Genomic DNA, 23609 nt, shown 5'->3' on the forward strand with positions numbered 1-23609 from the left:
AACCCCGGTATGACAGTTAAAAACTTTTTAAAAATTTTTAAAAAACTAAAGACAGCACGGACTTAAAATAGCCTGTGCTGTCTTTTAATTTATCCTTCTATTGTCTTAAATATTGATACAATATTGTCTGCAGTAAAGCCATATTCTTCTAATACCTTATTTCCTGGAGCAGATGCGCCGAAGCGATCAATTGTTAATAGTTGACCTTCATCTTTAACATATTGATGCCAACCAAAAGAGGCTCCTGCTTCTATTCCTAAACGTTTAGTGATACCGCTTGGAAGTACTGATTCTTTATATGCTTCGCTTTGCTGTTCAAATCGATCAAAGCTTGGTAATGAAACAACAGAAACATCAATATTGTCTTTAGCTAATTTTTCTTGTGCTTCAACAGCTAAATGAACTTCAGAACCAGTAGCAATTAAAATACCATCAGGTTTATTCCCCTTTTGTGGAGAAATGACATAACCACCTTTTGCCACGTTTTCATCTGCGCCTTCCGTTGTTCCAGCTAGTGTTGGTAAATTTTGACGGCTCAACACAAGCATCGTTGGTCGAGTGGTAGCCTCCATAGCTAACTTCCAAGCAGCACGCGTTTCATTACCATCTGCAGGCCGAATCACACTTAAGTTAGGCATCGCACGCAGGCTAGCTAATTGTTCCACAGGTTCATGTGTCGGTCCGTCTTCTCCTACCGCAATCGAATCATGAGTGAAAACATAGGTAACTGGTAAGTGCTGAATAGCTGCTAACCGTATAGCGGGACGGCAATAGTCACTAAAGACAAAGAACGTACCTCCATAAATTTTTGTTCCACCATGTAACTGAATCCCGTTCATAATAGCTACCATGGCAAACTCGCGAACTCCAAACCAAATGTTACGCCCATCGTATTGCTCAGGGGTAAAATCATGATCCGCTGCAACCATTGTATTATTTGAAGAAGACAAGTCAGCCGAGCCCCCCCAGAAAGAAGGAACAGCTTTAGAGATTGCTTGAATCATTTCTTGACTGGATTTACGGCTTGCTTGACCACTGCCTAGATCGTAGTGTGGAAGTTCGCTCTTCCAACCTTCTGGCAATTCTCCAGCAAAAGCCTCTTTCAATTGTTGCGCTTCTTCTGGATAATTTTTTTCATAAGCGGCAAATAGCTCATTCCATTTAGCTTCGTCTTTTTCTCCTTGCTCAATCATCGTTTCTTTAAAACGTCGTGCTGCTTCTTCTGGAACAGTAAATTCTGGAAAATCCCAGCCAAAGAATTGCTTTGCTGCTTGGACACCTTCTTCTCCTAAAGCAGCTCCATGAACAGCTGAAGTGCCTTCTTTTGGAGAACCAAGGCCGATCACTGTTTTTACTTCAATTAATGTGGGTTGTTCTGTATTTTTTTGTGCCTGTTCAATTGCTTGAGCGATCGCTTCCATATCTGTACCATCTTCCACTAGCAAGTGCTGCCAACCATAAGCTTCATAACGTTGTCCCACGTTTTCAGTGAATGCTTTAGAAGTAGGTCCATCTAAGGAAATATCATTGGAATCATAAAAAACGATCAGTTTACCTAGCTGCAAATGACCTGCTAAAGATGAAGCTTCTTGTGATACACCTTCCATTAAATCTCCATCACCAGCTAACGCATACGTATAATGGTCAATAATCGGAAAGTCCTTTTTATTATATTGTGCAGCTAAATGAGCTTCTGACATCGCCATGCCCACAGCCATCGCTAGTCCTTGACCTAATGGACCTGTAGTTGCTTCTACGCCATCAATTTCACCAACTTCTGGATGACCTGGAGTATGGCCATTCCATTGACGAAAGTTTTTTAAATCTTCCATCGAAACATCATAGCCTGAACAATGCAGCAGGCTGTACAATAAAGCTGAACCATGTCCAGCGGATAAAACAAAACGGTCACGGTCTATCCAGTTACGTGAAGTTTTTGGATTGACTTTCAAATATTTTGTCCATAACGCATAAGCCATGGGTGCAGCTCCCAAAGGTAAGCCAGGATGTCCAGAATTAGCTTTTTGTACTGCGTCAATACTTAATGTCCGCAGCGTATTTACTCCAATTTCATCGATCTCATCAAACAATACGAACGCCTCCTATTTAGGTTAAATTTACTTTTAATACTATCTTATTATAAAAGATAACTATGCTTTTTTCAACAAAATTTGAAAAGGGATACACTGTTTATTTTCGATCGTGCAACCCTTTTTCTTTTTGTATTTTTTTAAGTTTTTCAGGGGTAACATCTTTTCCTTCAGGATCTACCACTTTCATTCCTTCAATATGTTTTTTCATTCCACCACGAAAAGCTTGCAAATATTCTTTTCTCAATTTTTCTTGTTCTTTTTTTTCATCCTCTGTTAAACCTTGTTCTTTCTTTTTATTGGCTAATTCGTTAATACGATTTATCATTTCATCTGATATCATTGAAATACCTCCCTATTTTCCATATTACACAAAGATATCTAAAAAAACAATCTTAAGCGGTAAAATTAAGGCGAACGTTTGTTTGAACTTCCCATCAAGTTATGCTAAAATTTAGTTAATAAGAGAGAGAAGGTGTTAACTTTGGCAAAACGAACAGAAAATCGCCAGGTGGAAGTGCTGAAATTTATTCATACATGCGTCAGCCAAAAAGGGTATCCACCTACCGTTAGAGAAATTGGAGAAGGAGTTAGTTTATCCTCTACTTCAACTGTGCATGGTCATCTGTCGCGATTAGAAAAAAAAGGCATGATTCAACGCGACCCCACAAAACCGCGTGCTATTGAGTTAACTGCTCTAGGTTTGGAAACAATCGGTGCCCAACAAGAAAGTATTCCTATGCTTGGAACAGTGACAGCCGGCGAACCAATCTTAGCCGTTGAAGAAGCTTCAGATTATTTTCCAATTCCACCAAATTTAACAACTCAAGATGGTCAATTGTTTATGTTAACAATTCGTGGAGAAAGTATGATAAATGCAGGTATTTTAGATGGCGATCAGGTCATTGTTCGTAAACAGACATCCGCTGAAAACGGAGATATTGTCATCGCAATGACCGAAGAAGAAGAAGCCACCTGTAAAAGATTTTATAAAGAAAAAGACCATATTCGTTTACAACCGGAAAATGATTTTATGGAACCCATTATTTTGCCAATAGTTAAAATTTTAGGCCAAGTCGTTGGGCTTTACCGCCATTTCTGATCACGTACCACCTGAGATCTTCGTTTTTTTCGAAGATCTTTTATTTTTTTCTTTACAAAGGGAACAAATATTCGTATAATAGGTATACAAACATTAGTTCGCCTAAAGAAAGGATGTAATAATAATGAAGGGAATTCGTCGTTTTGGGTTGATGATTGCTGTATTGTTAGTCGGGATTACAATTGGTCATTTTGGACTTTTTATTTCTGCTTTGTTTGTCTGTCCTTTAGTCACTTTATGGCTGTTACTTTGGGACGATAAAAAAAGCGCACAATCTGAATATAAACGTCAAATACACCGCTATCAGACTAAACCATAATTTAAAAAAAGGAGCCAAAAACCAGTGATACAGGTTTTTGACTCCTTTCGTATTTAAAAACGATTAATAGTCTAATAGAGTACGTATTTCATATCCGTTAATTTTATCTCTGCCATGTAAGTCTAATAATTCAATCAAAAAAGCGCAACCGACTACGATACCACCTAATTTTTCAACTAAATCAATTGTCGCCTTTACAGTACCGCCTGTCGCTAACAAATCGTCACAAATAAGCACTCTTTGACCGGGTTGAATCGCATCTTCATGTAGTGTTAATGTATCTTTTCCATATTCTTTATCGTAAGTTACTTCAATTGTTTTACGCGGCAACTTTCCAGGTTTGCGAACAGGCGCAAATCCCACGCCAATTTCGTAAGCTACTGGACATCCTACAATAAAACCACGTGCTTCGGGTCCTACTACCATATCAATCTGTTTTTTATCGGCGTAATCGACAATCTCATTTACCGCTTTACGATAAGCCTTCCCATCTGCCATAAGCGGTGAAATATCCCTAAATGTAACTCCTTCTTCAGGATAATCAGGGATGCTAGCAATATAATCTTCTAAGTTCACTTGTTTTCCTCCTAATTGTCATGCTTAAGAAATTTCAATTTCAAGTACTAAGTGGTCGTTTCTATGTTATTAACCACTTTTTTAACGTTGGTAAATCACTTAGTAATAAAAACTCCTCTGTTTTAATCTTATCCAAACGTCTCTGATACAGTTGACTTTCGGTCAAAGCATGAGGTTTTGGCTCTTGCACATGTTTCATGATTCCATCTGTTATTGTAACAAATCCTAATTCAAAAAACACTTGAATCATAAAAAACAAAAGTTTCTCTGGTATATTTAAGTAGTTTGCCATAATCGACAATTTATATCTTACATCAATTTGTTGCTGTTTGGAAATAAAGCGAAATAATTTTGCATATTGTTCTCTAGTTCCTACTCCATCTAAGTAAGCATCATCTTTAGCCGCACATAAAAAGAAGATCCGAGAAACTTTTGCAGTCTCAATCGCCAATTTGGCATCTTCAAGTTGTTCTGGGCAATTAACAAGTACTATTTGTTCAAAATCTGTATTTTCTACCACAGAATGAAAGTTTTTTGCATCAGTATAGGTTACCACTGGTTGTTTTATTTTATCAAATAATTTTTTTGTTTCTTTTTCCGAAAAGCTGACGAATAATGTTGGTGCTGAAAACGTTAAATTTTTTTGATATTTTTTCGAACGATAATCGAATACCTGGATATGGTCAACACGGTAGTCTTTCAAAATCATTTGAGGGATTCGTTTATGGTTCCACTCATTAATCGATAATTGAGCTACAAGATCGACGGCTTCACTTTGAAATTCTAAAATGTCTGATCCAAAATCAAAACCAATCCCTTCAACATTTGCCTCAGATTGGTCCTTTACTGATAACTTCAAATGTTTGCCGTCTGCACCAACAGTCCGAGTGTTTATTACAGAACAATTTTTAAATAGAATATGGGGTAATGGATTATCCATACCAAAAGGAGCTAAAGATTGCATAGCCTCAATATGAGCTAAACTAACATCTGATAAACTCAATACCGCATCAATGGCTAAATTATTCATCGGTTGAATCTGTTTGGTTTCAAGTATCGTATTGACCTTTTCATCTAATAAAGACAGATTCTCTTCTGGTAGACTGAGACCTATAGCAGCATGATGTCCACCAAAACTAGTCATCAAATCACGAGCTTGATCCAAAAGTTTAAATAAATTAACCGAATCAACACTACGACCAGATCCCTTTAATCCTCCTTCTTGTGTAGAAGTTAAAACAATCGTCGGTTGTCCGACTTTTTGTGCAATATTTCCGGCTACAATACCTAAAACGCCTTCATGCCAATTTTTTCCAACAATAATTTGCATTTTTTTATTCGGAATAATTTGATTCATTGCTTCTTTAGTAATCTCTTGGGTAATTGTTTTCCTTTGGTCGTTTATTTGATTTAACTGTTCAGACAAATTGTGTGCCTTATCTGGATCAAAAGTAGTCAACAGCTCTACTGCCTCGTTAGGATCTTGCAAACGTCCTAGTGCATTTAAACGAGGAGCAAGCGCAAAACCAATCGTTGATTCATCAATTTCTTCAGGTAAAATCTGACTCACACGAAATAATTCAAGTAAGCCAATTCGTTGGCTCTGTTTTAATGCCTGCAAACCAAAAACAGTCAGCACACGGTTTTCATCCGTTAGAGAAACCATATCTGCAACCGTCCCAATAGCAACTAAATCTAAAAAATCTACAGGTATTTCATCAAGCAGAGCACAAGCTAATTTAAAAGCAACCCCTACACCTGCTAACTCACCAAAAGGATACTGTCCATTTGGATGACGAGGATGAATAATCGCATAAGCATCCGGCAATACTTGTGGTAGTTCGTGGTGGTCTGTAACAATTACGTCCACCCCTTGGCTGTTAGCAAAATCAATGGCTTCTTTGCCAGAAACTCCATTATCAACAGTTAAGATTAATTGAACTCCTGCCGCGATTTTTTCCTTATACACCTCTATATTTGGTCCATAACCGTCTTTAAAGCGATTTGGTAAATAATAGGAAACATCTGCTCCCAAAAGCTCTAATGTTTCTTTCATGAGCGATGTACTTGTAATACCATCGGCGTCATAATCACCATAAATTAAGATTGTTTCTTCGTTTTCTAAAGCTTGCTGAATTCGCTTAACGGCTTTTTTTAACCCATATAATAAAAATGGATCATGCAGTTGATCGAGCTCAGGGTGAAAAAAAGCTGTCATTGCTTGCGGTGTTTTAATCCCACGATGCCAAAGAAGTTGACCTAAAAAAGTGGGAATGTGTTCTTTTTCTAATTGATCGATAAATTCTGGTGGCAAATCTATTTCTGATGGCATTTGCCAATTATAATTCGCTTGTTTCAAACAATCACTCCTAACCACAACAACTCATTATAGCAAACCTAAGTAAATAAGCAAAGAAAGGCTGTCCTCTAATTAAAGGAGTCTTTCTTTGCCGAATTCGTTAACTTTGTGAAGAGTCTTTAGGTTCATCTTTTTCTTCTGTCTGGTCTTCAGTTGTTGGTTCATCACTGGTTTTAAAAGCGGCCAATTTATTGTTATATTCGCGTTCTAACTCTTGACGTTTATCTGCCACTTTTTGATCAAGCGATTGCTCAAGTTCACCTAGTTGTTTTTTTAATTTTTTAATTTTTTTTCTTTGTTGCCAAATCGTACTCGTAGCAACTAAGGCAATGACAATCGCCCCTAAAAAGGCAGAACCAATAATAATGATAACAAGCGGTGCTGTTAATTGAGAAAAACCAAAATTAATGGGCACATCCATATTGTTCATAACTGCAAATAAAACGATCAACAAGGTCAAAACCAATCCTAAAATAATCCGCCATTGGTTTTTCATAAAAACACTCCCTAACTATTAAACTAAACTCCGTAATACCTTCATTTATTTTTGATTAAAAATACCGCCGGCTAAAAAGTCACCTACTTTGGGAAATAATTGATAAGCTCTAGCGGCAAATTCCATAATGAGTGGCTGATTTATTTCTCGTTTTGGATGGTTCATCTGTTTCACAATTTTACCAGCTAACTTATTTGGATTTATAACGAAGGCATCCACATTTTGCAAATAACTTCCACTTGGGTCAGCTTTAGCAAAAAATTCGGTCCTAATAGGACCTGGATTTACAGTAGTGACAGCAATACCGAAAGGTTTTAATTCCAAACGTAAAGCATTTGAAAAACCAAGTACGGCAAATTTAGTCGCAGAGTAAACACTAGATTTAGGAGTAGCCATTTTACCGGCCATTGAAGCAATGTTAATAATATGTCCACTGCTAGCTTTTAACATGTCAGAAGCTACTCGTTGCGTCAAAAGCATCAAACCTAAAACATTGACTTCAAACATTTCTCTAATTTTCTCTTGTTCAAATGAAACAAAATCGGCAAAATAGCCAAAACCAGCATCATTGACTAAATAATCTACTGTACCTATCTCTTCTTTGACTTTTGCATACATTCGTTCGATACTTTGTGGATCTGAAACATCTAATTGAAAGGCATAAGCCTCATTTTGACTAAGCATGCTGCAATTTTCTTTGACTTGACCAATTAATTGAATACGTCTAGCACATACAATGACAATCGCTCCCTTTTTAGCTGCTTCATAACAAATCTGTTCACCTAAACCTGAAGAAGCTCCCGTTACTAAAACGACTTTGTTTTTTAAGTTCATCGATTCTTTTCCTCCTCTGCTTGAAATGGAATCACCATACAATAAAAATCTCTGGCTATGACTGTACGAGGAAAAACTTCTTGTGCTTCTTTTTCTAATTCAATCGCCTCTTTATTTAAATAGCGGGCACTAATGTGGGTTAATATCAACTGCCTTACTTCTGCCTTTTTAGCCACTAAGGCAGCCTGCTGAGTCGTTGAATGATAATAAGCTTTGGCAAGCTTTGCTTCCTCTTTATTAAATGTACTCTCGTGTACCAAAACATCCGCATTTTCTGCTAGAGAGATGGCATTTGTTGTATAACGTGTATCGCCTAAGATTGTTACAATACGTCCTTTTTTTGCTTGACCAACAAAATCTTTCCCATTGATAGTCTGACCGTCCTCTAAAGTAACACTGGCTCCTTGTTTTAACTTACCATAAATCGGTCCTGGCTTAATACCTAAGGCTTTTAGTTTGTCTACCTGAAGTTCACCTTGATGATTCTTTTCAACTACTCGGAATCCATAACTTGCAATCCCGTGTTCTAATCTTTTACAGCTTACAATAAATTGTTGATCTTCAAATAAAGTTGCCTCTTTAGCTGTTATTTCGGTAAACTTTAATGGATAATTTAAATGCGTTTTCGAAATTTTTAGTGAAGTACGGACAAATTCCTCTATCCCTTTAGGTCCGTATATTTCTAATGGTTGATCCCCTGCTTGATTTGAACGACTAGTAATCAAACCTGGCAAGCCAAAAATATGGTCGCCATGCAGATGGCTAATAAATATTTTCTCAATTTTGCGAGGTTTGATCGTTGTATGCAAAATCTGCATCTGTGTGCCTTCACCACAGTCAAACAACCAAACGGCGTTGCGTTCAGCTAGAAGCCGTAGCGCAATGCTAGTAACATTACGATGCTTTGCTGGCAAACCGGCTCCCGTTCCTAAAAATTCCAATTCCATAATTTACCTGTCTTTCTTTTTTAAACTCTGAACTGTTGCTTTATGTTATTTCCGCATTTTTTATTCTACAAATTCAAAAACAAAGTCTCTGATTCGTACAAGATCTCCATCTTTGGCTCCTCGTTGACGCAAGGCTTCATCTACTCCCATTTTACGCAGTTGTCGAGAAAAACGCCGGATATTTTCTTCATGATCAAAATTCGTCATTTCAAATTGTTTTTCTAATTTATTACCTGTCAACACCCAAGTCGCATCTGAGTCCCGTTGGATTTCAAAAGCAGGTTCATTGGAAATATAACCATATTGAACAACCTCTTCTTCTGCTGTTTCTTGCTCATAAAGCGGAAATGTAGGAGCTTTTTCTAATAAATCAGCCGTAGCATTCACTAATGAATCCACTCCTTGTCTAGTGATTCCCGAAACTGGAAAGATTGAAGGAATTTCTTCTTGTTCTTGCGCTAATTTTTGCTTAAATTGTGCTAAGTTTTCTTGGGCATCTGGCATATCCATTTTGTTGGCAACAATAATCTGTGGACGTTCTAGTAAACGTAGATCATAAGAAGCCAATTCTTGATTAATTGCCAAATAATCTTCGTATGGATCTCTTCCTTCCATTCCGCTCATATCAACCACATGCAAAATGACTCGCGTCCGCTCCACATGACGCAGAAACTGGATGCCTAAGCCTACGCCTTGGGAGGCTCCTTCAATCAAACCAGGCAAATCCGCAATCACAAAACTGCTGCCATTTGAAGCAGATACCATTCCTAGATTAGGTACGAGTGTCGTAAAATGATAGGCAGCAATTTTCGGTTTCGCTGCTGAGACAACAGATAGTAAAGTAGACTTCCCGACAGATGGAAAACCAACTAGCCCTACGTCAGCTAACACCCTTAATTCCAATTCTATTTTTCTTTCAACACCGGGTTCCCCGTTTTCTGCAAGTTCAGGTGCTGGATTCTTAGGTGTAGCAAAATGAACGTTCCCACGTCCTCCGCGCCCCCCCTTTGCAATTGTTAAGGTTTGCCCGCTTTCTACCAAATCTCCTAACAATTCTCCTGTTTCTTGATTACGTACAATAGTCCCCTGGGGAACTTTAATATAAAGGTCTTGTGCGCCACGGCCATGCATGCTTTTGCTCATCCCATTTTCTCCTGAAGGAGCTTTAAAATGTCGGTTATATCTAAAATCCATTAAAGTGCGTAATCCTTCATCAACAATTAATATGACGTCGCCTCCGCGACCCCCATCACCTCCAGCAGGTCCGCCGTTAGGAACGTACTTTTCACGACGAAAAGCCACCATCCCGTTACCGCCCTTTCCTGCTTTAACATCAATTGTTGTTTTGTCTAAAAACATGGACATACTTGTGTCCTCCATTCTATATACTGACTACTCTGTTGCTGAACCTTTCCTATTGTACCTAGCATTTACGCGTTTGTCCATCATTTCCTTGCTTCTTATCTGTCATATTTTGTTAAGAAATCTTGAATCTTTTCTTTATAAAGTTCAGGATTTTGCTTATAACTATCCGCATGGGCTGCATTATCGACTGCCCATTTTTCTTTCGGCGCATTCGTTGCCTGATAAACTTCATCTAACATTGCAAAAGGAACGAATTTATCTTCTTTTCCATGAATGAAAAACATAGGGCGCGTATTTTCAGCTAATTGTTTGGTCGCATCGGCTTCTCCAAAAAAGTAACCAGCACGTACTTTAGTAACCAAACTTGTGATCGGAATCATTGGAAAAGCAGGCAAGTCAAATAATTCTTTTAGCTGATAGGTTAACTCTTCATTGACAGAAGCATAACCACAGTCTTCGATGATCGACACGACATTTTTAGGTAACTTTTCTCCTGAGACCATCATCACAGTCGCCCCTCCCATACTTACACCATAAAGAGTTATCTGTTCATCTCTGCCTTGCTTTTCTAATACTTGGTCAATCCATTGTAGATAATCTTTTCGTTCATGCCAGCCAAAACCAATGTAATCTCCCTCACTTTTCCCATGTCCACGAGCGTCAGGTACTAAAACATTATAGCCCATATCATGGTACATCTTAGCGTAATCTGCCATCGTTTCAGCAGTATCCATATATCCGTGCGCTAAGATGGCAGTCTTCCCCTTTTGTTTCTCAGCTGGTAAAAAATTCGCGGATAATTTTAGTCCATCATGAGAATGTAAGGACCAATTTTCACGATGATTTTCGTCTGTATACCATCTTTCATTTGCCTTTTCTTCCTTTGTTTTAGGTTTTGCGTCAGAGCTTAGAAAATCTTTTTCCGAAGGTACAACAGCATATTCATAAAAATAATTTCCGGCATAAATTAAACCGCCAGCTAATAACACGACAAAAATAATACTAAACCATTTAAAAAACTTCATTGTTTTTCCTCATAACTATTAGAATTTCTAGTCTAGTATACGAAAAAAAGATCCTAAATAAAAATCATTTGCGTTTTTGTTTACAATATATAAATTATGTAAACAAAAACTAGAACGTAAAAATGAACGTCCTAGCCTTTCCTAATTTATTTACTTTCAATTAAACGAAAACTAGACCAAGGTTTCAAAAAACGGAGCAAAAATAATTCCTTTTCAGAAATACGACCAACAACATTTACCCGGCCATCATTTTCCATGGCTTGTAAGGCTATCTGAGTCTCACCTTTATATTGTCCATAACCAGCATTATCAATTAATACATCACCACGTTTTATATCTTTTGTGTTGTGCGCTGGAAATGGCTTATCTTTATAGTAAACACGTGTCATTGTCGAACGAAGTAAATATTCGGAAGCATCTCCACGATAATTGTGTAGATGATCAAATAGACAAATACGTTCATCTTCTGTGATATCAGAAGCAACCTCAATTTGTAAAGTCGGATAAAGCGCATTAAAAGTTTCAGCCATCGCTTTTAGTTCATCTTCAGAAGCATAAGCATTTGCAATCGTTATATCGTCGATTAGACCTGTAAGCAGCAAGTGTTTGACCTGCGTTTCGATTGCTAAGTTTCGATGCTCTTCTAATGTACATAGCCCATCTTGTGTAGGCCAAGGGCCAAAGGTTGCCGCTTGTGAGTTAACAAAAGCCATCGTATTTAAGTTATAATGACGAAATTTCTTAGAACAATAGACAAAGTGGTCATAACCTAAGCCAGTATAACGATGCGGATAAAAATTATGAGAACCTAATAAGTTAGCAGTATTGGGTGAATAAGACATAATATTATCCACATAATTTGTCCCGCTACTCATATTAATTTCAATTTTTAGCTGGTAAGGATTACGTGTCATTTGTGCTTCTTCAGCACCTGTAAAACCTAAGTCTAAGCGTATTCCATCTGCACCCAGTTCATTAAAAAAAGACAAGTCATCATATGAAATCCCCAATTGTGTAAACAAACTAGGGTTAATATCTACCATAACTTCCATATTTAATGAATTAGCGTAATCCACTACCCTTTTAAAGTCCGCTAATACTTTCTCTTTTTCTCCCTTAATTTGTAATAAACTAGTAAAAACTCGTTTAAAACCGTATTTGTATGCCAAATCTAAATATGCTTTATCCTTTGCAAATGTAGAACGTTCGGGGTAAAGCGAAATACCCAACTTTCCCATAGAGTTCCTCCTCATATAAAGTAATTTTTACTTTCATTTCTATTATAACAAAGCCTCTATAACTGGTCTATATCTTTTTAAAACCACTTTTAACAAAAAAGAATCGCTATTGAGACAAAGTTTTGCTATGATAAAAAAGATAGAAAATTAAAAATAACTTTTGCGAGGTTCTTACAAATGAAATCACTACTTTTTCCATTTATAACTACTGCTTTTCTTGGTCTAATACTACTTAGCGGCTGTACGAATAATAACAATCAAACCACAAGTACTCATACTAAAGCTACAACCACTGAGTCTTCAGTCGATTTAGATGCATTAGAGCTTCCCCAATTAGACAAAAAGCCAAAAGACAGCGAAGATGTCATTGAAATGAAAACCAGTATGGGAACAATTACAATCAAGCTATTCCCAAAAATCGCTCCCAAAGCCGTAAAAAACTTTATAGGACTGGCTAAAGATGGATATTATGACGGAACAACCTTTCATCGGGTAGTCGAAGATTTCATGATTCAAGGCGGCGACCCCAAAAATGACGGAACTGGCGGAAAAAGCATTTGGGATAAAGGCTTTGAAATTGAGCCTTCTAATCAGCTTTACCATCTGCGAGGAGCTCTTTCGATGGCACGAGGTCAAGAAACAAATAGTCAGAAAAGCCAATTTTTTATTGTACAAAACAATGAAGATGTTTCCGATGGATTAGCGATTCAGTTTACTCCCGAAAAAATTATTGAAGCCTACAAAAAAGGCGGAGCTCCTCAATTAGATGGCGACTATACTGTTTTTGGCCAGGTTATTGAAGGGATAGACGTAGTAGATAAAATTGCGGCTGCTAAGGTTAAAGAAAGTACTTCTGGAGAAAAATCTGCACCTGAAGATCCAGTTAAAATTACTGAGATTACAATCATTCAAGAAGCCAAATAATTTACGAATCGTTTTCCCTCTCAAAAAAACCGAAAGCCTGTTCCGCAAAGAATAAACGGAAAGGCTTTCGGTTCTATTTTATTTACATGTTTTTCAATCTATTTTTATTTGTCGCCTACAATAAAAGTAAATTCGCATTCAGCTGCCGTTTTATCCTCAACAGTTGCTTTAGCTACAGCCGTACCCACTGCGCCTTTTGTTTTAGTAATTTCAAACGATAATTTTAATGTATCGCCTGGCAATACTTTTTGACGGAACTTAGCTTTATTGATTCCCCCAATATAAGCAGTCTTTCCTTGGAATTCGTCTGATTTCAAGATTAAGATTGAACCTGCTTGAGCAAGAGTCTCCAAAATTAATACCCCTGGCATCACAGGGTTATCTGGAAAATGCCCTTGAAAAAAATCCTCGTTAATAGTTACATTTTTGGTCGCTATAATTTTCTTACCTGATTCAATACTATCTACATAATCGATATAAAGAATCGGATAACGATTAGGTATGACTTCTTTTACTTCTTCTTCCGTTAAAAATTTTTCCATTTATTTATCCCTCTCAAAATACAGAATACTTTGATTATCAAACTAACACAAATTCCATCATTTAGCAATAAAAGAATAAAATAAGTAGATTTAGTTTGACAATCAAACAATTTTATCTAATAATAAGAAATCATGATCCTTTTTCATGAGTTTAAACCGTAATTATTATCTATTATTATTTGAGGAGTGGAAATATGGGCTTTCTAACAGGAAAAAAAATCGTCGTGATGGGCGTTGCCAATAAGCGAAGTATTGCTTGGGGTTGTGCTCAAGCGATTAGTGAACAAGGCGGAGAAGTTATCTATACTTATCAAAACGACCGTATGAAAAAATCTTTAGAAAAAATTCTGAATGGAGACGAATTTTTGGTCGAATGCGACGTAGCAGATGATGACAGTATCAAAAACGCTTTTGAGCAAATCGGTGAGTACGCTGGTCAAATCAATGGTGTAGTACATGCTATTGCTTTTGCTGACAAAAACGATTTACAAGGCAATGTCTCTGATATTTCACGTAAAGGCTATGCTCTTGCACAAGATATCAGCAGTTATTCACTCATTGCTGTCACCCATTACGCAAAACCTTTATTAGCTGAAGGAAGCGGTGTGGTCACACTAACTTATTTTGGTTCTCAACGCTCAGTACCCAACTACAATATGATGGGAATTGCTAAAGCTTCATTAGAAGCAGCGGTCCGCTATCTAGCTACTGAATTGGCTCAAGATCAAGTACATGTAAACGCAATTTCTGCGGGTGCTGTAAAAACTCTAGCAGTAACTGGTGTTAAAGATTATCATAAATTAATTCAATTGTCACAAGATCGTACAGCTGACGAAGTAAGCGTAACAACCAATGAAATTGGCAATGTCTGTGCCTTTTTAGTGAGTCCTCTAGCCAGTGGTGTTATTGGAGAAACAATCTTTGTCGATAAAGGCGTTCACTTATCTTAATTTTTATTTACTCCTAAATGTTTTGATTTTCTTTTTTCAAAAAGCTTGTTACAATAGATAAGCATTAATTTTGGAGGGATGGTCATGTCTTTACTTATAGGAGCACAGAAAATCCTTGCATCGACGTCAGATTCAACGATCGATAGTTCGGATTCAGCGGTTATCGAACCAACAACGGAAAAACTCAATGCCTTTCAGCGTTGGTGGAACAACATTGACTGGGAGCAGCTAACAGGTACAGTTATTTCAAAAGTGATTACAGTTATTGCTTTATCCATTTTATTTGCGATATTAATCCGTTTAGCAGATTATTTTATCGATCGGGGATTTCGCCTTAATAAAAAGAAAAAACAAAGCGAAGTACGAGTAAAGACGATGAATACATTGGCCAAAAATGTTTCCCACTATACATTAGGCTTTTTTTATGTTTATTCATTGCTTTCTTCAATCGGTATTCCGGTAGGATCGCTTTTGGCAGGTGCTGGGATTGCTGGTTTGGCCATCGGTCTTGGTGCCCAAGGGCTTATGAGCGACATATTTACCGGTTTTTTCATTATTATCGAACAGCAATTTAATGTGGGCGATTATATTCAATTAACCGATTTAGGCCTTGAAGGAACAGTCATTTCAGTTGGCCTACGCACCCTTCAATTACAATCAGGTGATGGAACTGTGCATTTTATTCCAAACAGAAATATTACCACGATTAGCAATACTTCACGTTTTGACATGCGAGTGCAAGTAAATGTTCGAGTACAACCTTCAGAAGGTCTTGACGGGATTTATCAGGCAATTGAACGGGCAAATCAAAAGATTGTCGATAAATACTCCGAGTATATTCAAACTCCACCCGTTATTTTTGGATTGGTCGATCTTGGAAATAATAATTTCGCAGTACAAACGACAATGTATGTACAAAATGGTCAGCAGGGAAAATTACAAGAAGAACTGCTTAGCTCTTCTATTCAAGAACTAACAACCGATGGTTACTCGATTCCCTCATCACCTATCACTATCTAAAAAGTTCGAAAAGGGTTGATCCTTTTCGAACTTTTTTAGATATTTAATTCTTCTTCGATTGTATTTTCTTTAGGTACAAATTCATACCGCTTTTCTACTTCATGCACAAGATGGTTCACTGATTTGAGTACTTCTTTTCTGGTAATAATCCCTTCAAAAATGTTATCTTCATCAACAATGGGTAAAAATGAAGCATCTACCAATAGATGAAGAGCATCTTCCAAATCATCCTCTTGTTTTAAAGTTGCAACATTTACTTCCATCACATCTGAAACAGATAATCCTTCTAAGACATCTGAATTAAAGCCATCCAAGTCCATCATCTTATCTACAATATCTGCTAAGCTAATGAGACCAACGAACCGATCTGATGAATCTAAAACAGGGATTTTACTATATCCTACTTTGGACAAAACCAATAAAGCATGTTCTAAAGGATGACTATATAAGACCGTCGCAACATTTTCAGCCGGAATCATAAATGTTTCTTTATTTTCCAAAAGTAAGGATTTTGTATATTTACCAATCAACCTGCTACCTCCATTTCTATTCGAACTACATTTTTTATTATACCTTAAAAAGAAGGGAAAAAATATAAAAAGCGCTTTCTTTAAAATTTTATAATAACTATTCACATTTTATTCTTAACTATAAAAAAGCTTTAATGAGAAAGTTTATATTATTTGTTAAAGAATCAGCTTGTTTTTATGTTAAAGCAAAAATAAATCTGACAAAGCAGAAAAATACGCAAAAGTTATAAAGAAAAACTTTTGCGTATTACTTTTTATTTATTAAATACAAAAGAAAGATCTTCAATCGGTTCAAAATTTCGGTCATAATATTGTACTTGAAAAGATTCGTTTGTACTTTCAATAATGGCATAAGTTTTTATTGGAACCGACCCACGAGGCTGTAAGATACTACCAGGGTTTAAAAACAGACGCCCTTTATTGACCTCGCAACCTAACTGATGTGTATGCCCAAACAAAGCAATCGTAGCCTGGTGTTCTTGGGCTTGCATATCCAGTTGAGTTAATCCCATTTTCACGCCTGATAAGTGTCCATGTGTTAAGTAAACAACGTCTTCTTGCGTATCAACCACCTGAATTTTTTGATAAGCCGGATCACTATCCATGTTTCCAGTAACTACGTAAACACCTTGCCATAATGAATCGTCTTCTGACAGTTCAGAATCTCCACAATGAAAAATATAATCAACTTTACCTTTGTAATGATTGAATAAATCAACTAAGATTTGCCGGTCCCCATGGCTATCACTAACAACTAAATACTTCATTTTAACGTCCTCCTTCTAACCATTCTTGCCATTTGCCTTGTAATTTTTTTAGAGCTTGACCGCGATGGCTGACCTTATTTTTTTCAGATTCAGACATTTGCGCAGCCGTTTTCTCTGAACCTTCTGGGATAAATAATGGATCATAACCAAAGCCGTTATCTCCTTGAGGGATACGAGCAATCTTGCCTGGCCAATCTGCTTCGACCACTAAGCTTTCTTTTTTAGGCGCAGCAAAAACTAATGTACAATGAAATTGCGCCGTTCTTTGTTCATCTGAAACACCCGTTAACTCGTGTAGTAATTTTGCGTTATTTGCCGCGTCATTTTTTTGTTCTCCTGCAAAGCGAGCTGAATAGACTCCTGGCATGCCATTTAAGGTATCAACTTTCAAACCAGAATCATCAGCTAAGACAGGACACTGCAAGATATTCGCAATGGTCTCTGCTTTTAAACGAGCGTTTTCTTCAAAAGTACTGCCAGTTTCAGCTACCTCAGGTAATTCGGGAAAATCATTCATGGTTTTAATTTCATAACCCGCATCATAAAACATTTTTGCAAATTCTCGCGCCTTGCCGGAATTTCCTGTGGCAATCACTACAGTTTGTGCAGTAATTTGTTGTTTTTGTTCCTGACTAGCATACAAAGCTGCTTTTTGTTTGCTTATTAAAAAATCTACGCCTTGTTTGCCCAATAACAAAAGCTCATTTAATTGAGAATGATCAAATGTCGCCTGCTCTCCAGTTCCTTGAATTTCAATAAAGCGCCCTGATTCAGTCATTACAATATTCATGTCTACTGCACAACGACTATCTTCTTCATAATCTAAATCAAGTACACAAGTCCCATCTGGCAAAATTCCAACACTAATGGCAGCAGCAAATTCTCTTATAGGATCTTGCATTAATTCGTTTGTTTGTAATAGTTTGTCCACTGCTAAACGCAAAGCTGTAAAAGCACCAGTTATGCTAGCCGTCCTTGTCCCTCCGTCTGCTTGTACCACATCACAGTCAACAATAATTGATCGCTCTCCCAGTTTTTCTAAGTCAATGACAGCACGTAAAGAGCGCCCAATCAGACGTTGGATTTCCATTGTCCGTCCCTTTAGTTTTCCTTTGATACTTTCTCTTTTATTTCTAGTTTGGGTAGCTCTTGGCAACATGCTGTACTCTGCTGTAACCCATCCCGTACCCGTTCCTTCTAAAAAAGGAGGAACTTTTTTTTCGATCGTCGCTGAACAAATAACCTGTGTATCACCAAAAGATATCACAACAGAGCCTTCTGGTTGTTTATAAACATTTGTTTTTAATATTATATTCCGAGTTTGATCAAAATATCTACCATCATGACGCATTATCTGTCCCTCCTAAAGTAACTTGCTTTGACTGAATTTCTCCCTTATCCAACCACTCTTGTGCGATTTGGTCAAATAAATGAGTAGAACCCGTTGTGTAAAACTCGGCATATCCCATCTTTTTATTTTCGGCATTAGAAATATTAAAATAATCTAAAAGCATACTAACCTCACTGATCGTTTCCGCGCCAGAATCGATTAATGTAACATCTTGTCCCATCGCGTCTTGAATAACTGGTCGCAGTAAAGGATAATGAGTACAACCTAATATCAATGTGTCTAAATGTTTATTTTTTAAGGGTAATAGTGTTTCAAATACAATTTTTTTTGCCACTGAAGAATGAATTTGATTACTTTCCACAATGGGAACAAACTTCGGACAAGCCAAACTTGTTACTTTTGTATTTTCATTTTTTTCTTTGATTGCTCGTTTGTAAGAGGCACTTTTAACTGTTCCTTTTGTGCCAATCACACCAATACGATGATTTTTAGTCGCTTTAACAGCTGCTCTGGTTCCCGGCATAATAACTCCCACAACAGGGATTTGCAGTTGCTCTTTAATCTCATCTAAAGCCACAGCTGTTGCTGTATTACAAGCAATTACTAACATCTTGATTTTTTTATTCAATAAAAAATGTGCCATTTCCCAAGTAAATTGGATTACCTGTTCTTTGGGTCTTGGCCCATAAGGGCAGCGCGCTGTATCACCTAAATAAATAAAATTTTCATTTGGTAATTGTTTCATCGCTTCTTTTACAACGGTTAAACCACCAACACCAGAATCAATAAAACCAATTGGCTGATCATTCATATTTGTCATCCTTTATTTTTCTTTAAACATATCCATTTATTTATTGTGTACTTTTTTGTAAAACATTTCAAGTTTTATACAAAAAACTCATCCTTTAAGGATGAGCCGATTGATTAATACTTATAACGTTTATTTTCCAAATATCTAGACAATAACGACAGCAAATAACAAATGACAAAATAACTGGCCGTCATAGCAACAAACATAGGCAAAACATAATTTGTATTTTGTCCATAAATGATTCTTGCATGGTGAGTCAATTCAGGTAAAGAGATAATAATCGCTAAAGACGAATCCTTTACTAAAGAAATCAACTGACTAATAATCGCAGGTATCATCGACCGAAAAGCTTGCGGAATGATAATAATAACCATTGTCTGTACATAACTTAAGCCGGTAGAAAGCCCTGCTTCAGCTTGACCTTTAGGGACAGCATTTAGACCTGCTCGAAAAATCTCAGAAAGCATAGCCGATTCGAAAATAGTTAAAGCTACTACTGCTGACCAAAAGATATCAAAACGAATTCCAATTTGGGGTAAAGCAAAATAAGTAAAAAAGATAATCAATAATAAGGGTAAGTTACGAATAATATCAATGATTAAGCCTAGAACCTTAGAAAAAACAGGTATATTTGAAAAACGTAAAGTGCCAGCCAATGCACCAATTAAAAAACTAAGCACAATCGATATCGCTGATACCGAAACAGTTACCTGCAGACCATCTAGTAAAAACCGCAGATTATTAAGTGAAAATGCTCCTACAAAATCCATATGCTGCTTCTCTCCTTCCTAGACTAGACATTCAATCGTTTTTCCAGGTAACTCATTAAATAAGACAATGGTAATGTCAAAATTAAATAAAAGATACCGACAATGATATAAGTGTCAAATGTAATAAAAGTTGTACTTGCAATTAAGTCTCCCTGATACATTAAATCAAGACCAGCAACAATCGCAAGTATAGACGAATTTTTAATTAAATTAATAAACTGTCCACCTAAAGGAGGAACGACGATTTTAAAAGCCTGCGGTAAAATAATATAGCGCATAGTCTGTGTATAGGTAAACCCAGAAGACAAAGCAGCCTCTGTCTGACCTTTAGGAACTGTTTGAATACCAGACCGTACTGTTTCAGCAATAAATGCAGAAGTATAAATGGTCAAACCAATGGTTCCGGCTTGAAACCCTGTGAAAGGAAAACCATACATAGGTAGAACAACATAAAAAAACATAGCTATAATCAATAAGGGAATATTACGGAAAAATTCAACATAAGCTCTTGCAAACCCTTTGACCACTTTATTCGAAGAAAGCTGAAAAATTGCCATCAACGTACCAATAACTAAACTAAAAAATAAAGCAATCACACTCGAGAATACCGTGATTTTAAAACCGTCAAGAAACATCCCTGAGTAGTTTTGAAATAAAGTTAACATTTTCTTCCCTCCTTACTCATAAACTCTGCCTTCATCATCATTAGGGAACCATTTTTCGTAAATCTCATCATAGGTTCCATCTTCATGCATTTCTTTTAGCGCTTTATTTATAGCATGTAAAAAGTTTTTTTGATTTTTATCAACCGCAACTCCGTAAGGTTCATTGGTAAACGTTCCTCCAACGAGTTCATAATTGGAATTTTCACTTGCCATTCCCAATAAAATAGCGTTATCTGTAGTCATTACCTCTCCTTGACCTGCTTGAAGCGCGGTAAAAGCTTCTGCATAATTTTCTAATTCTAAAACATTGGCTTTTGGTGAATGTTTACGAATGTTTTCCGTAGAAGTTGAACCTTTGACTGCTAGGACCGTAGTTCCTGGCTTAATAGAATCAACGTCTTTGATCGGGCTGCCCTTTTTAACTAAAAGAGATTGACCCGCATCGAAATAAACATCAGAAAAATCAACTTCTTTCTTCCGCTCCTCTGAGATAGTCATTGTCGCAATAATCGCATTGATATTCCCGTTTTTTAACAAAGGAATACGAGTTTTAGAAGTTACTTCAACAAATGTCGGATGTCCGTCACGACCCAGGATTTTCTCAGTAATAGCTTTCGCAATATCGATATCGAAACCTTTCACTTCTCCTGAAGCGATATCCATTAAGCCGAACAAACGAGTATCATTTTTTACTCCCCAGATAATTTCATCCGAGTCTTTGCTCATTTCTAAAACATCTTTATCTGCAATACTTTCTGACTTACAAGCAGATAACATAAATACAGCCATCAAAAGGGTTAAAAAGGAAAATAACTTTTTCCTACGCATTGCTCTTCCTCCTTTGTTGGTTAGTTTCCAATTCTTTTTAACTAACCTAGTTTCAAACGAACAGCTTAGTGGTTCACAACTTTATTAAGAAATTGTTGTGCCCGTGCTTCTTCAGGATTTTCAAAGAAAGCTTCCACATCATGACTATCTTCAAGAACTTGACCGTCGGCCATAAATATTACCCGATCAGCAACGTCTCTGGCAAAATTCATTTCGTGGGTAACCACAATCATCGACATTCCTTCATTAGCAATTTTTTTCATAACATCTAATACATCGCCGATCATTTCCGGGTCAAGCGCTGATGTTGGTTCGTCAAATAATAACATTTCTGGGCGCATAGCAAGTCCTCTAGCGATAGCAACCCGCTGTTGCTGTCCGCCAGAAAGTGTTGAAGGATAAGAGTCTTTTTTATCTAACATGCCTACCCGATCAAGGAGACTTTCTGCTGAATCAACAGCATCTTTTTCGCTTTGATTTAAAACTTTAGTAGGTGCTAATGTGATATTTTCCAGCACGGTTTTATTTGGGTATAGGTTAAAGTGTTGAAAAACCATGCCAATATTTTTTCTGATTTCTGTTAGTTTGGTTTGCTTACTGCGAATGTCCTGATCGTTAATCAAAAGATTGCCCGAAGTGATAGATTCTAGACCGTTAATGGTACGTAAAAGCGTACTTTTCCCGGAACCAGAGGGACCGATAACCACTACAACTTCGCCTTTTTCAAAAGTAAGGTTAATATTTTTTAAAGCATGGAAATTACCAAAATATTTTTCAACGTTTTTAAATTCAATCATTGACATATTTTCACACTCCTTTTTATTATTTAAAATTAATAAGACTTTTCTAATAAATAGCTAATCAACATTATAATCTGACAAATTCCCTTTTGTAAAGTTTTTTTTCATTGAAGGTGTGAAAAGTTCTAATTTCTTACATGAAAATGTAAGGTTATCTATCGCGAAAAATTCGCTTTGTTTTTAGTTAATGATTGTTTCTTATACAAAAAAAAGGTAAGATTGCTATAGATTACATTTAGAAAAGGGGAATAACGTGAATACAATTCTTACAGGCGATCGTCCAACCGGTAAATTACATTTAGGTCACTACGTTGGTTCGTTGCGGACACGTAAAATAATGCAAGACGATCCTAATAATAACTTGTTTATCATGATTGCAGACATCCAAGCTTTAACCGATAATGCTAAAACACCTGAAAAGGTTTCTTCTAATATTTTAGAAGTTGCTTTAGATTACTTAGCAGTGGGACTTGATCCTAAAAGATCCACTTTATTTATCCAATCGCAAATTCCCGAGCTTTCAGAATTGACGATGTATTATTTAAACTTAGTCAGTGTTGGTCGAGTACGTCGCAATCCAACTGTAAAAGCAGAGATCGAACAAAAAGACTTTGGTGAAGGAATTCCTACCGGCTTTTTTATTTATCCTGTCTCGCAAGCTGCAGATATTACGGCTTTTAAAGCTAATTTAGTTCCAGTAGGAGAAGATCAAAAGCCAATGGTAGAACAAACGCAAGAAATTGTTCATGCGTTTAATTCAACTTATCAAGAGGTCTTAATTAATCCTAAAGGTGTATTTCCAGAAAAAGGCATGGGACGTTTGCCTGGAATTGACGGTAATGGAAAAATGAGTAAATCTTTAAATAATGGTATTTACCTGGCAGATTCTAAAGAAATCGTGGATAAAAAAGTAATGAGTATGTATACTGATCCAAACCACATCCATGTTCAAGACCCTGGGAAAGTAGAAGGAAATATGGTTTTTACCTACCTAGATGTTTTTGCTCAAGATAAAGCTTATGTACAAAAACTAAAAGATGATTACCGAAAAGGCGGTTTAGGTGATGTGAAAATCAAACGCTATTTAATTGATGTATTAGATGAGGTCTTAACACCTATACGTAGTCGTCGAGAAGAACTAGCCCAAGACCCAGAATATGTTATGGGACTTTTAAAAGAAGGCAGCTTAGCGGCTGAAAAAGTTGCAGCGCAAACCTTAGACGAAGTAAAAACAGCCATGGGAATCAACTATTTCCGTTAGTAAATATAAAAACCCGAGTAAAGACACAAATCTCTTGGT

At 36.7% G+C, this 23609-nt stretch carries 25 protein-coding genes; 6 read left to right on the top strand and 19 right to left on the bottom strand.

Features of this window, described 5'->3' with window-relative positions:
• Positions 1-89 precede the first annotated feature (89 nt).
• Together tkt and TS1_RS01060 are read right to left on the bottom strand one after the other, a co-directional pair.
• A complete protein-coding gene (gene tkt, locus TS1_RS01055) occupies positions 90-2090 on the bottom strand; it encodes a transketolase (protein WP_068706916.1) in 2001 nt (666 codons plus the stop codon).
• 100 nt (positions 2091-2190) lie between these two features.
• Positions 2191-2433 (bottom strand): DUF896 family protein, encoded by a 243-nt coding sequence (locus TS1_RS01060; protein ID WP_068706918.1) that lies wholly within the window; start codon positions 2431-2433, stop codon positions 2191-2193.
• A 141-nt stretch (positions 2434-2574) separates the two neighbouring features.
• On the opposite strand from TS1_RS01060, the gene lexA reads away from it, so the two are divergent.
• The gene (lexA, locus tag TS1_RS01065; protein ID WP_068706920.1) at positions 2575-3192 is read left to right on the top strand and encodes a transcriptional repressor LexA; all 618 of its coding nucleotides are present in this window, start codon (positions 2575-2577) and stop codon (positions 3190-3192) included.
• A 124-nt stretch (positions 3193-3316) separates the two neighbouring features.
• Positions 3317-3511: a hypothetical protein gene (locus TS1_RS01070; protein WP_068706922.1), complete on the top strand. Its 195-nt coding sequence runs from the start codon at positions 3317-3319 to the stop codon at positions 3509-3511.
• A gap of 63 nt (positions 3512-3574) precedes the next feature.
• On the opposite strand, the gene TS1_RS01075 is transcribed toward TS1_RS01070, so the two are convergent.
• The 8 genes from TS1_RS01075 to TS1_RS01110 form a co-directional block, all read right to left on the bottom strand.
• Positions 3575-4087, bottom strand: coding sequence for an adenine phosphoribosyltransferase (locus TS1_RS01075; RefSeq protein ID WP_068706924.1), 513 nt, complete (start codon positions 4085-4087; stop codon positions 3575-3577).
• 61 nt (positions 4088-4148) lie between these two features.
• Positions 4149-6446 carry a single-stranded-DNA-specific exonuclease RecJ gene (gene recJ, locus TS1_RS01080; protein WP_068706926.1) on the bottom strand — a complete coding sequence of 766 codons (2298 nt, stop codon included), beginning with the start codon at positions 6444-6446 and terminating at the stop codon, positions 4149-4151.
• A gap of 100 nt (positions 6447-6546) precedes the next feature.
• On the bottom strand, positions 6547-6942 hold the full coding sequence (locus TS1_RS01085; RefSeq protein ID WP_068706928.1) for a LapA family protein: 396 nt from the start codon (positions 6940-6942) through the stop codon (positions 6547-6549).
• A gap of 45 nt (positions 6943-6987) precedes the next feature.
• Entirely contained in the window at positions 6988-7776 is a 789-nt protein-coding gene (locus TS1_RS01090) for an SDR family NAD(P)-dependent oxidoreductase (protein WP_068706930.1), read from the bottom strand.
• On the bottom strand, positions 7773-8723 hold the full coding sequence (gene rnz / locus TS1_RS01095) for a ribonuclease Z (RefSeq protein ID WP_068706932.1): 951 nt from the start codon (positions 8721-8723) through the stop codon (positions 7773-7775). The genes TS1_RS01090 and rnz overlap by 4 nt, the downstream gene beginning before the upstream one ends.
• 60 nt (positions 8724-8783) lie before the next feature.
• Positions 8784-10088 (bottom strand): GTPase ObgE, encoded by a 1305-nt coding sequence (gene obgE / locus TS1_RS01100; protein WP_068706934.1) that lies wholly within the window; start codon positions 10086-10088, stop codon positions 8784-8786.
• 95 nt (positions 10089-10183) lie between these two features.
• Positions 10184-11113, bottom strand: coding sequence for an alpha/beta hydrolase (locus TS1_RS01105; protein ID WP_068706935.1), 930 nt, complete (start codon positions 11111-11113; stop codon positions 10184-10186).
• A 146-nt stretch (positions 11114-11259) separates the two neighbouring features.
• Entirely contained in the window at positions 11260-12351 is a 1092-nt protein-coding gene (locus TS1_RS01110; protein ID WP_068706937.1) for a DUF871 domain-containing protein, read from the bottom strand.
• A 177-nt stretch (positions 12352-12528) separates the two neighbouring features.
• On the opposite strand from TS1_RS01110, the gene TS1_RS01115 reads away from it, so the two are divergent.
• Entirely contained in the window at positions 12529-13275 is a 747-nt protein-coding gene (locus TS1_RS01115) for a peptidylprolyl isomerase (RefSeq protein ID WP_068706939.1), read from the top strand.
• 104 nt (positions 13276-13379) lie between these two features.
• Here TS1_RS01115 and fabZ read toward each other — a convergent pair whose 3' ends face one another.
• Positions 13380-13817 (bottom strand): 3-hydroxyacyl-ACP dehydratase FabZ, encoded by a 438-nt coding sequence (gene fabZ / locus TS1_RS01120; RefSeq protein ID WP_068706941.1) that lies wholly within the window; start codon positions 13815-13817, stop codon positions 13380-13382.
• A gap of 194 nt (positions 13818-14011) precedes the next feature.
• On the opposite strand from fabZ, the gene fabI reads away from it, so the two are divergent.
• Together fabI and TS1_RS01130 are read left to right on the top strand one after the other, a co-directional pair.
• Positions 14012-14767, top strand: coding sequence for an enoyl-ACP reductase FabI (fabI, locus tag TS1_RS01125; RefSeq protein ID WP_068706943.1), 756 nt, complete (start codon positions 14012-14014; stop codon positions 14765-14767).
• 84 nt (positions 14768-14851) lie between these two features.
• Entirely contained in the window at positions 14852-15787 is a 936-nt protein-coding gene (locus TS1_RS01130; RefSeq protein ID WP_068706945.1) for a mechanosensitive ion channel family protein, read from the top strand.
• A gap of 35 nt (positions 15788-15822) precedes the next feature.
• Here the strand turns inward: TS1_RS01130 and cbpB are convergent, their stop codons facing one another.
• The 8 genes from cbpB to TS1_RS01170 form a co-directional block, all read right to left on the bottom strand.
• Positions 15823-16317: a cyclic-di-AMP-binding protein CbpB gene (cbpB, locus tag TS1_RS01135; RefSeq protein WP_068706947.1), complete on the bottom strand. Its 495-nt coding sequence runs from the start codon at positions 16315-16317 to the stop codon at positions 15823-15825.
• A gap of 254 nt (positions 16318-16571) precedes the next feature.
• Complete coding sequence (locus tag TS1_RS01140; RefSeq protein ID WP_068706949.1) at positions 16572-17084, bottom strand: metallophosphoesterase; 513 nt, start codon at positions 17082-17084, stop codon at positions 16572-16574.
• 1 nt (position 17085) lies between these two features.
• Complete coding sequence (rph, locus tag TS1_RS01145; RefSeq protein ID WP_068706951.1) at positions 17086-18435, bottom strand: ribonuclease PH; 1350 nt, start codon at positions 18433-18435, stop codon at positions 17086-17088.
• Positions 18425-19246, bottom strand: coding sequence for a glutamate racemase (racE, locus tag TS1_RS01150; RefSeq protein WP_174519311.1), 822 nt, complete (start codon positions 19244-19246; stop codon positions 18425-18427). The genes rph and racE overlap by 11 nt, the downstream gene beginning before the upstream one ends.
• Before the next feature lie 113 nt (positions 19247-19359).
• Positions 19360-20016, bottom strand: coding sequence for an amino acid ABC transporter permease (locus TS1_RS01155; protein ID WP_068706955.1), 657 nt, complete (start codon positions 20014-20016; stop codon positions 19360-19362).
• 23 nt (positions 20017-20039) lie between these two features.
• On the bottom strand, positions 20040-20681 hold the full coding sequence (locus TS1_RS01160) for an amino acid ABC transporter permease (protein ID WP_068706957.1): 642 nt from the start codon (positions 20679-20681) through the stop codon (positions 20040-20042).
• 12 nt (positions 20682-20693) lie between these two features.
• Positions 20694-21509, bottom strand: a complete 816-nt coding sequence (locus tag TS1_RS01165; RefSeq protein ID WP_068706959.1) for a transporter substrate-binding domain-containing protein — start codon at positions 21507-21509, stop codon at positions 20694-20696.
• Between the two features lie 65 nt (positions 21510-21574).
• Entirely contained in the window at positions 21575-22312 is a 738-nt protein-coding gene (locus TS1_RS01170; protein ID WP_068706961.1) for an amino acid ABC transporter ATP-binding protein, read from the bottom strand.
• A gap of 250 nt (positions 22313-22562) precedes the next feature.
• Here TS1_RS01170 and trpS point away from each other — a divergent pair, with 250 nt between their 5' ends.
• On the top strand, positions 22563-23570 hold the full coding sequence (gene trpS, locus TS1_RS01175) for a tryptophan--tRNA ligase (protein WP_068706962.1): 1008 nt from the start codon (positions 22563-22565) through the stop codon (positions 23568-23570).
• Positions 23571-23609 lie beyond the last annotated feature (39 nt).

It is taken from the genome of Tetragenococcus solitarius NBRC 100494 (assembly GCF_001544195.1).
Taxonomy (GTDB): Bacteria; Bacillota; Bacilli; order Lactobacillales; family Enterococcaceae; genus Tetragenococcus; species Tetragenococcus solitarius.